The 14,638-nt window shown below is 30.8% G+C and carries 14 protein-coding genes; all 14 read left to right on the top strand.

Going from position 1 to position 14,638, the window contains the following annotated elements; genetic code table 11:
• Nucleotides 1–48: 48 nt before the first annotated feature.
• From ACO6VN_RS11030 to ACO6VN_RS10965, 14 genes are read left to right on the top strand one after another with little or no spacing between them, the layout of a single operon-like run.
• Entirely contained in the window at nt 49–1,074 is a 1,026-nt protein-coding gene (locus ACO6VN_RS11030; RefSeq protein ID WP_194200339.1) for a LacI family DNA-binding transcriptional regulator, read from the top strand.
• 4 nt (nt 1,075–1,078) lie between these two features.
• Nucleotides 1,079–1,855, top strand: coding sequence for an SDR family NAD(P)-dependent oxidoreductase (locus ACO6VN_RS11025; RefSeq protein WP_194200340.1), 777 nt, complete (start codon nt 1,079–1,081; stop codon nt 1,853–1,855).
• 45 nt (nt 1,856–1,900) lie between these two features.
• Nucleotides 1,901–3,088 (top strand): iron-containing alcohol dehydrogenase, encoded by a 1,188-nt coding sequence (locus tag ACO6VN_RS11020; RefSeq protein WP_194200341.1) that lies wholly within the window; start codon nt 1,901–1,903, stop codon nt 3,086–3,088.
• A complete protein-coding gene (locus ACO6VN_RS11015; protein WP_194200342.1) occupies nt 3,081–4,505 on the top strand; it encodes an aldehyde dehydrogenase family protein in 1,425 nt (474 codons plus the stop codon). The genes ACO6VN_RS11020 and ACO6VN_RS11015 overlap by 8 nt, the downstream gene beginning before the upstream one ends.
• 15 nt (nt 4,506–4,520) lie before the next feature.
• A complete protein-coding gene (locus ACO6VN_RS11010; RefSeq protein WP_017000029.1) occupies nt 4,521–5,729 on the top strand; it encodes an ester cyclase in 1,209 nt (402 codons plus the stop codon).
• Nucleotides 5,730–5,749: 20 nt separating this feature from the next.
• Nucleotides 5,750–7,063 carry an ABC transporter substrate-binding protein gene (locus ACO6VN_RS11005; protein ID WP_422404664.1) on the top strand — a complete coding sequence of 438 codons (1,314 nt, stop codon included), beginning with the start codon at nt 5,750–5,752 and terminating at the stop codon, nt 7,061–7,063.
• A gap of 16 nt (nt 7,064–7,079) precedes the next feature.
• Nucleotides 7,080–7,958 carry a carbohydrate ABC transporter permease gene (locus ACO6VN_RS11000; RefSeq protein ID WP_017000027.1) on the top strand — a complete coding sequence of 293 codons (879 nt, stop codon included), beginning with the start codon at nt 7,080–7,082 and terminating at the stop codon, nt 7,956–7,958.
• Nucleotides 7,958–8,782, top strand: a complete 825-nt coding sequence (locus ACO6VN_RS10995; RefSeq protein WP_017000026.1) for a carbohydrate ABC transporter permease — start codon at nt 7,958–7,960, stop codon at nt 8,780–8,782. The genes ACO6VN_RS11000 and ACO6VN_RS10995 overlap by 1 nt, the downstream gene beginning before the upstream one ends.
• Before the next feature lie 13 nt (nt 8,783–8,795).
• Nucleotides 8,796–10,052 (top strand): histidinol dehydrogenase, encoded by a 1,257-nt coding sequence (gene hisD / locus ACO6VN_RS10990; protein WP_194200344.1) that lies wholly within the window; start codon nt 8,796–8,798, stop codon nt 10,050–10,052.
• 15 nt (nt 10,053–10,067) lie between these two features.
• Nucleotides 10,068–10,676 carry a cupin domain-containing protein gene (locus ACO6VN_RS10985; RefSeq protein ID WP_194200345.1) on the top strand — a complete coding sequence of 203 codons (609 nt, stop codon included), beginning with the start codon at nt 10,068–10,070 and terminating at the stop codon, nt 10,674–10,676.
• Between the two features lie 8 nt (nt 10,677–10,684).
• Entirely contained in the window at nt 10,685–11,374 is a 690-nt protein-coding gene (locus ACO6VN_RS10980) for an alpha/beta fold hydrolase (RefSeq protein WP_422404663.1), read from the top strand.
• A 15-nt stretch (nt 11,375–11,389) separates the two neighbouring features.
• Nucleotides 11,390–12,139 (top strand): HpcH/HpaI aldolase family protein, encoded by a 750-nt coding sequence (locus ACO6VN_RS10975; RefSeq protein WP_194200347.1) that lies wholly within the window; start codon nt 11,390–11,392, stop codon nt 12,137–12,139.
• 14 nt (nt 12,140–12,153) lie between these two features.
• Nucleotides 12,154–13,476 carry an amidase gene (locus tag ACO6VN_RS10970; RefSeq protein ID WP_194200348.1) on the top strand — a complete coding sequence of 441 codons (1,323 nt, stop codon included), beginning with the start codon at nt 12,154–12,156 and terminating at the stop codon, nt 13,474–13,476.
• Between the two features lie 4 nt (nt 13,477–13,480).
• Nucleotides 13,481–14,587 (top strand): ABC transporter ATP-binding protein, encoded by a 1,107-nt coding sequence (locus ACO6VN_RS10965; RefSeq protein WP_194200349.1) that lies wholly within the window; start codon nt 13,481–13,483, stop codon nt 14,585–14,587.
• Nucleotides 14,588–14,638: the final 51 nt, after the last annotated feature.

Here is a 14,638-nt window from a genome sequence, read left to right as displayed (position 1 = left end):
GTATATTACAACTAAGTTTTGAATGCGCTTTCAAAAAAGGAGGGTCATATGAATAAAATTAGTATTTATGATGTAGCGAAATTAGCTAATGTATCGCAGTCCACCGTTTCGAGAGTATTAAATAATTATCCATATATTAAACCAGAGACAAAACAAAAAGTATTAAATGCTATTAAAGAATTGGGTTTTTCTCCTAATGAGATTGCTAGAGGTTTAGCTAACAATAAGACCAATACTATTGGTTTAATAATAGAAAATATCTCTAATTCATTTTATTCAGAAACTGCCCATATCATTTTAAGAGAAGCTAGAAAATATAACTATGAAGTTATCATAATAGATTCTGAAAGCGATAAAGAAAATTTCAAAAAATCAATAGACAGTTTAATGGCTAAAAGAGTCGATGGTATCATTGTTGCCTCTACAAGAATGACTAATGACATAATCGTCAATTTAATTGATAAAAACTTTCCGATTATAACTTATAATAGAAGGATTTATAAAGATGGTTACAATAGTCATGTTGTATTAGATAACTTTTTAGGAGCAAATATGGCAATCGAACATTTAGTGAAATTAAATCATAAAAGAATTGCTTACATATCTGGACCATTAAGATATTCAACATTTTATGATCGGTTACAAGGATTTTTATCTTCAATCAACACCTATAATTTAGAAGTTGATGAAGAAATAATGTACATGGATAAATTGGAATATAAAAAAGTATATGATTTTGCAAAAAAATTAATGAATTCCAATAATCCACCTACTGCTTACTTTTCTTCAACAGATAATATGGCATTAGCAGTTATGGAAGCAGCTGTATCAGAAGGTTTGAAAATACCCGAAGATATTTCCGTTATAGGTTGTGATGACATTGATATTTCTGGAAATTCATTTATCCAACTTACAACTATTGCCCAACAAAAAGAAAAAATGGCTACATTAACAATTGAAAAATTAATGAAAAAAATCAGTGATAAATCTAATGAAGAAAAAGTAGATATACTCATAAAACCACAACTTAAATTAAGAAAAACTACTGCTGAAGCTAGAAAAGAGGTGACATAACTTAATGATAAATTATAAAGTAGAAAACATCTTTTCAGTTGAAGGAAAAACAGCTGTAATTACTGGCGCAAGCAAAGGAATAGGCAAAGAAATAGCGAAATTAATGAATGAAAATGGTGCTAATACTGCACTAATAGCTCGAAGTAAAACCCAACTTCAAAAATTAAAAGACGAGCTTTCTAATACAGGAAGTCGAGTTGAAATATATCCATTCGATTTAACGAATTTTGATGAATTAGAGAGTTTAGCGAATAAAATTAATGATGACTTTGGAGAGATTGACATATTAATTAATAATGCAGGAATTAACATACCTAAACCCATTGAAGAAGTAAGTGTGGATGATTGGGATATCCAAAATAATATAAATTTGAAAAGCACATATTTTTTCACTAAGTACATCGGAGAAAAAATGAAAAAGTTAAACAAAGGAAAAATCATTAATATCAGTTCACAAATGGCTTTCGTTGGTTATTTTGATAGATCAGTATATTCAACAACTAAAGGTGGCATCACTCAGTTAACTAAAGCTTTTTCTATTGAATGGTCAAAATTTAATATCAATGTTAATGCTATCGCACCAACGTTTATTGAGACAGAACTTACACAAACATGGTTCAAAAATCAAGAATTTAAAAAGGAAATAATAGACAAAATACCATTAGGCAAGCTTGCAAAGAAAAATGACTTGTTTGGAAGTGTTTTGTTATTATCATCTGATGCTTCAGACATGATGACTGGAAATACAGTTTTTGTAGATGGAGGTTGGACAGTTTGGTAATTATTGAAAGCGCATTCATAAATAAAAGAGAAAGAGGTATAAATAATGAACAACTTAATACAATTTAACGATTTTTATAGTCCGGAAATCATAAGGTTTGGAAAAGATGCATTATATTCGCTAGATGATGAATTTCAAAATAACAAAATTAGAAAAATATTTATCGTGAGTGACATAGGGGTTAAAAAAGCAGGTATCACACAAAAATTAATAGATATTATTGAAAAACATCAAATCAGCTATGAAGTCTCTAGTGATTTATTTGGGGAACCTGCACAAGAAGACGTTATTTCCAATGTGAATAAAGGTAATGAATTCGATGCAGATTTGGTCATAGGTATTGGTGGAGGAGCGTCTTTAGATGTAGCTAAAGCTACTGCGGCTTTAATGAATAAAGGTAATATCGAGGATTATTTAAACGGTAAAGAAGCAATAGAGGAAAGAACAGTAAAAAGTATTTTAATTCCAACAACATCTGGTACAGGAGCGGAAGTTACAAGAAATGCAATTTTCGAAAATAAAAGTGAGCAATTAAAAGTAGGAATTGTCAGTACATATTTATTACCAGATATAGCGATTATAGATCCACATTTAACAATAACTTGTCCTGCAAAAGTAACTGCATCTTCTGGAGTTGACGCATTTACACATGCATTTGAATCATTTATTTCAGTCAAAAGTACGCCTCTAACAAAAATTTATTCAGAAAAATCTATGGAAATATTTCCGAATGCTATCAAGCAAGCTGTCCATCATAAACATAATATTTGTGCTAGAGAGGATATGGCGTGGGTTAGTTTATTAGGTGGTGTTTCTTTAGCAAATGCTGGAGTGGGAGTGGTACATGCTATGGCTTATCCACTAGGCGGTAGATACCATATTGAACACGGTGTCGCTAATGCCCTATTACTACCTTATGTTATTAAAAATATTGGTCATGCCATTGAAAATGAACTTGTAATAGTCGCAAATTTATTACAACTCGGAGATTATAAAATGAAAAAATACGAAGTTGTTGATGCCGTATCCTATTATTTATATAAACTTTTACAAGAACTAAATTTACCGACCAATTTAAAAGATTTAAATGTTTCAGAGGAAGATTTATCTCATTTGGCAAGCCAAGCTATTAACGTTAAAAGACTTATTGATAATACGCCTTACGATTTAACAGAAGAAATGTTACTAGAAATTTATAATCAAGCATTCGTAGGAGGTTTCCAAAATGAATAAGCGCTATAAATTTTTTATAAATGGTGATTGGGTACAAGGGGATGACTATTACGAGTTAAAATCACCTCATACAAATGAAGTAATTGGAGAAATACCAAAAGCAAATCAAGAAATTGTAAAAAAAGCAATTGATTCAGCAAATAAAACTAATAAAACTATGAAAAACTTAAGTGCTTTTGAAAGAGCAGAAATACTCAATAATGTAGTGAAGATTTTCAAAGAAAAGAAAAACCAATGCATTGATATTTTAATTCGAGAAAATGCTAAGCCTTTTAAAGCTGCAACACAAGAAATAGAAAGAACAATAGAAACATATCAATTTGCAGCTGATGAAGCTAAAAAAATTGCTGGAGAAATAGTACCTATAGATGCTGCTAAAAATGGGAAAAATAGATTGGGTTATACCAAGTTAGAACCATTAGGTGTTATAGCCGCCATTACGCCGTTCAATTTCCCATTCAATTTGGTGGCACACAAATTAGGACCAGCGATTGCAACTGGCAATACTGTAGTTTTAAAACCAGCATCTCAAACGCCGTTAAGTGCAATTATGACTGCTGAAATTTTTGAAAAGGCTGGGCTACCAAAAGGTGCCATAAATCTAATTTTTGGTTCTGGTAAAGATATTGGCAAATGGTTAACAAAAGATGAAGTTATTAAAATGATTACTTTCACAGGTAGTGTCGAAGTAGGAGAGAAAATAAAAGGCGAGTCAGGACTTAAAAAGATAGCGTTGGAGCTAGGTTCTAATGCCGCAGTAATTGTTGAAGATACAGAAAATATCAATGCTGTTGCTAAAAGATGTGTAGAAGGTAGTTATGGATATAGTGGTCAAACTTGTATTTCAGTTCAAAGAATATATGTAAAAAAAGCTTTAGAAAAGGAATTTATAAAATCATTTAAAGAAGAAACTTCTAAATTAAATATTGGAGATCCAAATAACAAAGAAACAGATATCTCATCACTCATAACTGAACAAGATGCTAGAAGAGTAGAAAATTGGATAGGGAAAGTCAATAAAGAAAATATTATTGTAGGTGGAGAAAGAAACAAATCGGTTATAAATCCGACAATATTAAAGAATGTATCAAATGAATTTGAAGTTTCTTGTAAAGAAGTTTTTGGACCAGTAGTTATTATAAATACTTATGAAACATTAAACGAAGCTATAGACCTTGTAAATGATTCAAATTATGGGTTACAAGCTGGGGTGTATACACAAAAAATAGATAAAGCATTTAAATGCTTTGATGAAATTGAAGTAGGAGGTGTAATGATTAATGATATCCCATCATATCGTGTAGATCAAATGCCTTATGGTGGAGTCAAAAAGAGTGGAATAGGAAAAGAAGGTATTAAATATGCAGTGGAAGAAATGGTTGAGAAAAAATTATGCTTATTAAATTTAAATAAATAAAAGGAGAATTATAATATGGCTGAAGAAAAGAAAAATACAAATGAAGTTAAAAAAATGGAATCAAGCAACAACAAGGAATATTCATCTTTACTGCATTATGCAGATGCTTCAGAAGTTAACATGATAGATTCAATGGATGATGAAGGATATATAAATATTGATCCTAGCCAAATGAAAAAACAATCTATGCAAGGGTTTGGAGATTATCAAAATATTGTAGACTATATTGTTAAAATAACGAGACAAATTTGGAAAGAGAAAGATATTGGTTTAATTTACGATACTTATAGTTATGGTGTTCAAATTCATAGGGGACTAGTGAATAGTCATGGTGTAAATGAAGTTATTTCTGGAACTTTACAAACGTTGCAATCGTTCCCTGATCGTTCAGGTTTAGGATATAGTGTAATTTGGTCTGGAAACGATAAAGATGGGTTCTTTACTTCTCATAGAGGTAAGTCTGTAGGAACAAATTTAGGAGACACTTTATATGGAGAGGCAACTGGAAGAAAAGTCATGTTTAGAACTACAGCAGATTGCTTAATTTTCCAAAATAAAATTTATGAAGAATGGCTTGTAATGGATACACATCATTTAGTTGAACAATTAGGATTTGACCCTATAGAAGTTGCTAAAAAAATCGCGAAACAAACAAGCGCATTATCACCGACAATTCAATTCAATATTTCGCAATCAGCTGAAGAAGGATTGCAACCTGAACATTATCAACCTAGATTTAATGACTTTGAGATTGGTGATTTTATTTTAACGATGTTTAACCAAATATGGTCTAGGAAATCTCTTAACAAAGTTAAAGAGAAATATGAAAAAAATGCTGTTTTACACTTTGTTAGAAACAGAGATATGGTTGGACATAGCGAAATCCAAGGAACATTTTTAAATTTATTTTCTTCTATTCCAAATGGAAAGGTTATTATAGATCGCGTTACAAACAATAAGCGAGAAGGTAAAGATAATTGGGATGTAGCTGTAAGGTGGAGAATCCAAGGTGTACACGGAGGTATAGGATACTTCGGAAAAGCAAGTGGTAAGACAATAGAAATAAATGGAATTAATCATTATAAAGTAAGAAATCAAAAAATAGCTGAAGAATGGATGTTATTTGATGGATTAGATGTTTTAAGACAAGTATACACAGAAAAATCAGAAAATAACGAAGAATCTGACTCTTATGATGACGGTAATTTTACAGGGGTCTCATAATTTATGAGGGGATAGATGTTATGAATAAAAAAATTCTCACTACTCTTATTGTTTTAACACTATTGTTAGGAAGTTGTGCTCAAGGAAATATTGAAAAAGGTAATTCAGATAAAGAGCGTTCAATAACAATTGCTGTTACAGAAGGGAACATTGGACAATTTAATGCTTGGGAAGCAAGAAGTAAAGAGTTTACTAAAGAAACAGGAATCAAAGTAAGGTTTGTAGGCGTACCTTATGAAAATTTATTAAATAGGATTACTACGGAAGGTATTTCAGAGGAACCGAGCTTTGATTTAGTTACTTATGCTGATGTAATGGGGCCATCTATCAAACAATTTTTAGAACCATTAGATGGTTATGCTGATAAGAATTTCTTTGAACGGTTCCCAGAATCAACTATGAAATTGTCAACTTACAATAACAAAATTTATAGCCTTCCATTAAGAGCCAATACGCAGTTACTTTTTTATAGAAAAGATATATTTAAAAAGTTAGATATAGAACCTCCAAAAACATGGGATGATTTAAATAAAGCTAGTAAAAAAATTAAAAAAGAAACTGGAAAATATGGCATAACCCCTTATTACCAATCAGGAAATAATGGCCAAAATTTATATATGTGGACTTCATATTTATGGGGGAATGGTAGTGATATTCTCGATAAAAATATGAAACCAAAATTTAATAATAAAAAAGGTGTGGAAGCGACCAAGGAATATATAAACTTAATCAGAAAAGATTTGGCACCAAAAGGGTCTGTACAATTTGGTGAACAAGAATCAAGAACACACTTTAAACAAGGTAGATCAGCGATGTGGCTTGGCTGGTGGTGGGTGTATTCAGACTTTAATGGTCCTGATTCAGCTAAAGAAGTACAAAACAATGTAGGATTTGTTCCTGTACCGAGTTGGGAAGGAAGAAAAAAAGTTTCGAGTATTTCAACTTTCCCATTAGGTATGATGAAGGATTCTGAGAATAAAAAAGATGCTTGGAAGTTTATGAAATGGCTAAGTAAAGAAGAAAATGAGAAATCAATTGTAAAAGATTCATTAACAGAAAAGTCACCACCTGAACAATTCTCTACAGATATCGTTCAAAAAAAGAATTTGAGAGACGAAGAATTAAATGAATTGGGGGACAATTTATTTAATATTGCAGGGGATAGTTTTGAAGAAGCAGATACGTTACCAGTATCTAGAATATGGCCAAGGATTTCAGATATTTTAAGTAGAGAAATTTCTAATATGGCCGTTGGAGATGATGTAGAAGAAAGCTTAGATAAAGCTGCAAAAGACATAGAGAAATTGCTTGAAGCGGAAGGCTATTATGATTGATTAAAGGGGGGATTATATGGCTACCAAATACTTTAAATATGTAATGATTATACCTGCTCTAATAGTTTTAGCAATGGTTACATTTTATCCGATGATTAATTCATTCTGGATTAGTTTACATGAATGGGATCTCACTACATCTAATAAAATAGGGAATTTTATAGGTTTAGATAATTACATTAGAGCATTTAAAGACCCAATATTTTGGAACAGCGTGACTGTAACACTAATTTTTACAGTAGCAACAGTATTTATCACAATTACTTTAGCAATCTTGATTGGCATATTATTAAGTAGAGATAAAAAATATTTATCATTTATAAGAGCAATCTTAATTATACCATTTGCTCTAAGTCCTGCCTTAGTAGGTTATTCATGGAAGTTTATGTTAAATCCAGACTACGGCATATTCGATAAAATTATTGGCACGATATTTCCACCCTTAGATCATATAGTTTGGCTAGGAAACCCTATGACCGCACTATTTGCTTTAGTTTCTGTAGCTGTATGGATATGGCTCCCATTTATGTCTCTAATGTTTATAAGTGGGATTATGGGCTTACCTGAAGAAGTTTATGAAGCAGCAAGAATGGATGGAGCTAATTTTATACAAATATTTTTCAAAATTACATTACCTCTTTTGAGACCAATTGTATTATTAGCTACTATTTTGATGACAATGTTTGCACTTAAACAATTTGACCCAATCGTCACTATGACTAGTGGAGGTCCTGGGAATTCAACAGAAGTGTTAAATTTCTTAGTATACCAAACTTCATTTAGATACTTTGAAATGGGATATGGTGCAGCACTTGGATATATTCTTGCAATCATAACAATCATATTTGTAATGATTTATATGAGAAAGTTAGTGAAAGGAGATGAATGGTCATAATGAATATTTTTAAAAGTAAGTTATTCAGCACAATTGAATTAATAGGTACTTTGTTCATAGTAATTTGTCTCTTTTTCCCTATATTTTGGATTATATTAACGGCATTTAAAAGTGGTGAGGATGTTTATTCATTAAGTATGATTTTTGAACCAACATTGGATAATTTTAAAAATGTATTTAGTGGCACGTATGAATTTGGTGCTTACTACTTAAATAGTACGATTGTAGTATTAGTCGCCCTTTTAATAACATTACCGATTAGTATATTGGCAGCATATAGTTTATCCAGGTTTAATATTTTCGGTAAACAATTGTTATTATTTTTAATTTTATCTACACAGTTTATTCCTTTAATAGTCAATGTTATTCCTTTTTTCACTTTATTTAAAGATTGGGGATTACTAGATACACTTGTAGCTTTAATCATAGTGAACTTAGGGCATACAATACCTTATGCTATTTGGTTAATTAAAGGTTTTATAGATGGCATACCAACCAGTATAGAAGAAGCAGCCTCAATTGATGGTGCAAGTAAATTACAAATAATTTGGCACATCATATTACCAATGGCTAAACCAGGCATTATAACTGCCACGGTATTTTGTTTTGTAATTGTTTGGAACGAATATATGTTTAGTTTAATTTTAACGAATCAAAAAGCCGTGACGCTACCAATAGCACTTTCTTATTTTGTTGGTGAAAATGGTGTCATATGGAATGAGATGGCAGCTGCAGGTATTTTATATGCATTACCAACAATTGTGTTTATGTTCATAGTAAGGAAGCAATTTGTTAAAGGAATGAGTGCAGGAGCAGTTAAATAAAGGGGGATGAATGATGAACTACTTAAAAAAAGCAAATTTGATGTCTGAAGAGGAAAATAATGATGTTGCAAAAATAGTATCAGAGATTATAGATAACATACGAAAAGATGGAGACGTATCATTAAAAAAATATGAAGAAAATTTCGGTAAATCTAATAGAGAACACTTTAAACTATCAAAACATGAAATTGAAGAACAGATTTCAAAGCTAGACGAAGAAACTAAAATATTAATTGACCGAGTGGTAAATAGAATAAGGGATTTTTCAGAAGCTCAAATGAACAGTCTGAAACCTATCGACCAAGAATTCGATAGTGGGATAAGAATGGGGCATAAGATCTTACCCATTGAAAAAGTAGGAGCTTATGTTCCAGGTGGAAGGTACCCATTATTATCTTCAGGAGCAATGGTTGTATGTCCAGCAAAAGTAGCAGGAGCGAAAAAAATTATAGCATGTAGTCCTGCAACATATGAGGGTTCTATACATCCAGCTACAGTGTATGGGTTAATACAATCTGGTGTTGATGAAATATATGCAATAGGAGGTGCTCAAGCAATTGCTTCTATGGCATATGGAACAGAGACAGTTCCAAACGTTGATATTATTGCTGGTCCAGGAAATAAGTTTGTTGCCGAGGCAAAGAAGCAAGTATTTGGAAAAGTAGGTATTGATATGTTAGCTGGGCCAAGTGAAGTTATTGTATTAGCAGATGAATCTTCCAATGCTGAACTTTGCGCATCTGATTTATTAGCGCAAGCAGAACATGATCCTAATGCCAGAGCTATATTAATTACTACATCTGAAGAAAATGCTGAAAATGTCTTGTCGGAAGTCTCGAAACAACTAATAGAATTTAAAGAAGATTCACCAGTATTTAAAGCATGGGAAAAACAAGGCGAAGTTATTGTTGTAGAGAATATTGACGAATTGATTGAGGTCTCAGATGAAATAGCTGGGGAACATATTCACGTACATTGCAAAAATTATAAAAAAATAGGTGACCAGTTAAAAAATTATGGATCACTATTTTTAGGAGAAAACAGTTCAGTTGTTTTCTCTGATAAAGTTTCAGGAACAAATCATACTTTACCTACTAATAAAGCAGCTAGGTTTACAGGTGGTTTGTGGGTTGGCACTTATTTAAAGTTTGTAACATTTCAAGAAATAAGTGGAGAAGGTATTAATTTATTAGCAAACCATGCAGTTAATCAATCACGAATAGAAGGACTCCATGGACATGAAATGTCAGCACAAAAAAGATTAAAATAAAAAGGAGATTTTATCATGAGTGAAAAAACAAATTACACACAATCAGAACTAGAAAATAATTGGGTAGTGAGATTCAATGAAATTAAAAACCAAGCAATACCGTTAATGTTTATAGATAGTATAGTACCAGGACATAACAGATTAAATTACGCATTAATTGGAGATACTGCAAGTGAGAATGAAAATTATAGTCCGCATATAACTGAGCCACATGGTTTCCAAATTGGAATGGTGAAAGCACCAAAAGGGAATGGTCCTGCGTATCACACACATGAATATATAGAAACATTTTTTATACTAACTGGTAAATGGAGATTCTATTGGGGAAATAGCGCTGATGAGATAGAAGGAGAGATAATTTTAGAACCTTGGGATATGATTTCTTTACCTCCATACATGTTTAGAGGTTTTGAAAATTTATCTGAAGAGGAATCTTGGATATTCTCAATCTTAGAACAACATGAGGTATTTGATAGACCTGATCCTATTTGGGATCCTAAAGTAGTGAAAAAGGGAGAAGAGTATGATTTTAAAGTTGATAATAAAGGGAAAATGATACCTCCTGAGAATTTTAAAACGCTTGAACAAGAAATGGCGCGCAAATTAAATATGGGAGAAATTTAGCAGTAAACATGGATAATAAAAAAACTTTGATTTTACTACCTGGCATGTTATGTGATGAAAATCTATGGAAAAAGCAAGTGGATTATTTTTCAGGAGAATATCGTATTATAGTAGGTGACTTAACTCAAAATAGTAGCATAGAAGAAATGGCAAAGAATGTGTTGAAAAATGCACCTAACAAATTTATTTTGGCGGGTCTATCTTTAGGTGGTATAGTAACTTTTGAAATCGTAAAACAAGCAGAACAAAGAGTAGAAAAGCTTATACTTTTAGATACAAACCCATATTTACCAAATCAAAATCAAATTAATATGTGGCACAGCTTTAAAGACTTAGTCCATGCAAATGAATTTTATAAAATTACTAAAGAGCATTTGTTACCTAGTTTGACCTACAAAAAAACGGATGATTTAGAGAATACGATTATAGCAATGTCACAAAATATAGGTGAAAGAGCAGTATTAAAACAATTAAATGCTTTAGAATTTAGAAATGATTATTATGTTAATTTAAAAAAAATTAAAAACGAAACACATATAATTGTTGGTGAGCATGATGTTGTTTGTCCTATAACTTATAGTGAAGATATGAAGAAAGAAATAGATAATTCAACACTAGATGTTATCGAAGACGCAGGTCATTTATCAACGTTAGAACAACCAGAAGCGGTTATCAATGTTATGAAAAAATATATTTAAAAGAGGTTAAGCATATTGGAAAAATATATTTTAAAAGAAGCTTTAATAAATAACGAGCAAGTTGTTGGTGGTTTTTTAAGTTTAAATAATACTTCAATAGTTGAAATGATGGGTTATTCTAATTTTGATTTTGTTGTGATTGATAATGAGCACGGTGCTTTTAGTGAAGTAGATATTGCAGAAATTATTAAAGTGTCTAAATATGTTGGCATTACACCAATAGTTAGAACGGTTAAAAAAAGTGAGGCAATCCAAAAAGTATTAGACAGTGGAGCCCATGGTATTCAAGTGCCAATGATTAATAATGAAAGTGAAGCTAGGTTTGTTGTTCAATGTGCACTTTTTCCACCAAAAGGTAAAAGGGGGGTTTCATATTCTATCCCCGCTGCTAAATATGGACTATATAGTGGAAAAGAATATCTAGATTATACAAATAATCATTTAGCGATAGCAATTCAAATAGAAACAGAAGAAGCAGTGAATAACATTGAAAATATTTTAACTGTTGAAGATATTGATATCATTTTTATTGGTAAAACAGATTTATCAATTAATCTTGGCTTAGACGTTCACTCGTTAGAATTCAAGGAAATTTTAGAGAATTTAATAACCAAAATTAAAACAAGTAATAAAAAAATTGGATTAGTAACAAGTGATGTTCATACAACTAAAGATTCAATCAATCAAGATATCGATTATACAGTTGTTGTTATGAATTCAATTATTACAAAAGCAATGAAAGAAATAACAAGTTTGAAAGAATAGAAGAAGTTAAGGCGATGATGATGATCAAGAAATATGATAAAAATGATGTTTTTCAAAATGAGTTAGCTGTAATTGAAAATTTAAAACACACTCTATATCTTATCGAAAATAAAGATGATTATAATGCATTTATTAATTTAGATATAGATTCTACATTGAAAAAAATAAAAAAATTGGATGAAAAGGAAGAAAACACACTATATGGTGTTCCCATTGCAATTAAAGATATATTTGATATTAAAGGTCATTTAACTTCTAATGGAACGTATTATGGTCCAAAACAATTATTTTCTGAGAAATCTTCTTATATTGTAGAAAAGTTAGAAAGAATGGATGCAATTTTAATTGGCAAAACTAACATGTATGAATATTCTATGGATGTAACGTCTGAAAATGTTGTATATGGAGATGTCATAAATCCTTTAAATGACCAAGTAACAGCTGGTGGTTCTTCTAGTGGATCAGCCGTAAGTGTTTCATCTGGTTTAGTACCATTTGCTATTGGTAGTGACACATCTGGATCTACTAGGATTCCAGCTTCTTGTAATGGGATAGTAGGATTTAAATTAGGGCATAACCATAAATACTTAGAAGGAATGACGACTATATCAAAAGAATTAGATCATATAGGTATCTTTTCTGAAACAGTAAAGGGTAGTCAATTAATCTTTAATGCTATTAACACGGATTCGAACATTATTAACAATAAAGCTGAAAAAGCAAAAGTTAAAATAGGTATACCCAATACTTATTTTAATGAACATAATGATGAAATCATGGAAAAAGTTATGGAATTCGCATATCAAAATTTTAATCTTTTAGGATATGAACTTGTGCAAATTGATACGTCTTTTTTAGAAGATATTGAAACTATGAAAATTTCTAGAACAATCGGTACTAGAGATATTTCATTAACTCAAACAGAACGAGATCAAAAAGGTTATTATCGTACTGAAAATATCAAATCCATAGTTGAACATGGAAGAAATATATCAATTGAGGAATATGAAAATGCGTTAAAAACAAAAGAAAATATAACAAATAAATTTAATGAGTTATTTGCTGAAGTTGATATTATTTTAACGCCTGTTATGCCTATAATAACACCATTAAAAAACAAGAAAACAATAGAATTTAATAAAGTTACCCAGAACCTTTCAGATGTAATGATGTTATATACAAATGTCTTTAATTTAACGGGACATCCAGCTATTTCTATACCATCTGGTTATGTTGCAAGAAATATTTCACAAGGTATTCAACTAGTTGTTAATAAAAAGCAAGAATCCATATTATTTGAAGTGGCAAATGCATATGAAGATTATGTAAAGGAGTGAAGTTATGACCAAAATTAATTTAAGCAATATATCCAAGCAATATAATAAAAAAGGCCCCGTGATTGTTAAAGATTTTAATTTAAAAATTGATGAGGGAGAATTTATTGTATTTGTTGGTCCTTCAGGGTGTGGAAAGTCTACTACATTAAGAATGGTAGCCGGATTAGAAGATATAACGGATGGCGACTTTTACGTTGAAGAGAAAAGAATGAATAATATAGATTCAAAAAATAGAGATATTGCGATGGTATTCCAAAACTATGCTTTATATCCTCATATGAGTGTTTATAATAACATGGCTTTTGGTTTAAAATTAAATAAATTACCTAAGAGTGAAATAGAAAGCAGAGTGAAAGAAGCTTCTGAAATCCTTGGTTTAGAAGAATATTTAGATAGAAAACCTAAAGATTTATCTGGTGGTCAAAGGCAAAGAGTAGCATTAGGTAGAGCGATTGTAAGAGACGCGGGCATCTTTCTAATGGATGAACCTTTATCAAATTTAGATGCTAAATTGAGAGTTCAAATGAGAGCAGAAATTATTAAAATCCATAAAAAGTTAAATACAACAACAATATATGTTACGCATGACCAGACAGAAGCTCTAACTATGGCTGATAGAATCGTCATATTAAACAAAGGAGAGATAATGCAAATAGGCACACCTAAAGATGTTTATGATAAGCCTAAAAATCTATTTGTTGCTGAATTTATAGGATCTCCAGCTATGAATATTTTTGATGCTAAAGTAATAGAAGGTGAATTATATTTAGGGGAGATCAAAATTAGATTATCTGAGTCACAAAAAAGACTAATCAAAAACAAAGGATATGAAGGTAAGAATATTAAATTTGGTATAAGACCAGAAGATATTAGAGATGAACCAGTGTTTATAGAATCTGGTTTAGCTTCTCCTTTCGAATCTGATGTTAAAGTAAGTGAATTGCTTGGTTCTGAAATTATGATTCATTCAGAGTTAAACAATAATCCCTTTATTGCTAAGTTAGATTCACGTAACCAAAGCATGTCAGGAGATAAGATAAAATTAGCTTTTGATATAAATAAAGGACATTTCTTTGATTGTGAAAATGGTAATAGAATTAGTATGGGGTAGAGAAATTGAGATTGAAAATACTTATAATATAAAAACGACTGATTTCTAAAG

The sequence above is a fragment of the Mammaliicoccus sp. JADD-157 genome (genome assembly GCF_049310805.1).
Lineage (GTDB): Bacteria > Bacillota > Bacilli > Staphylococcales > Staphylococcaceae > Mammaliicoccus > Mammaliicoccus lentus.
This window is presented reverse-complemented; position numbering and strand designations above follow the sequence as displayed.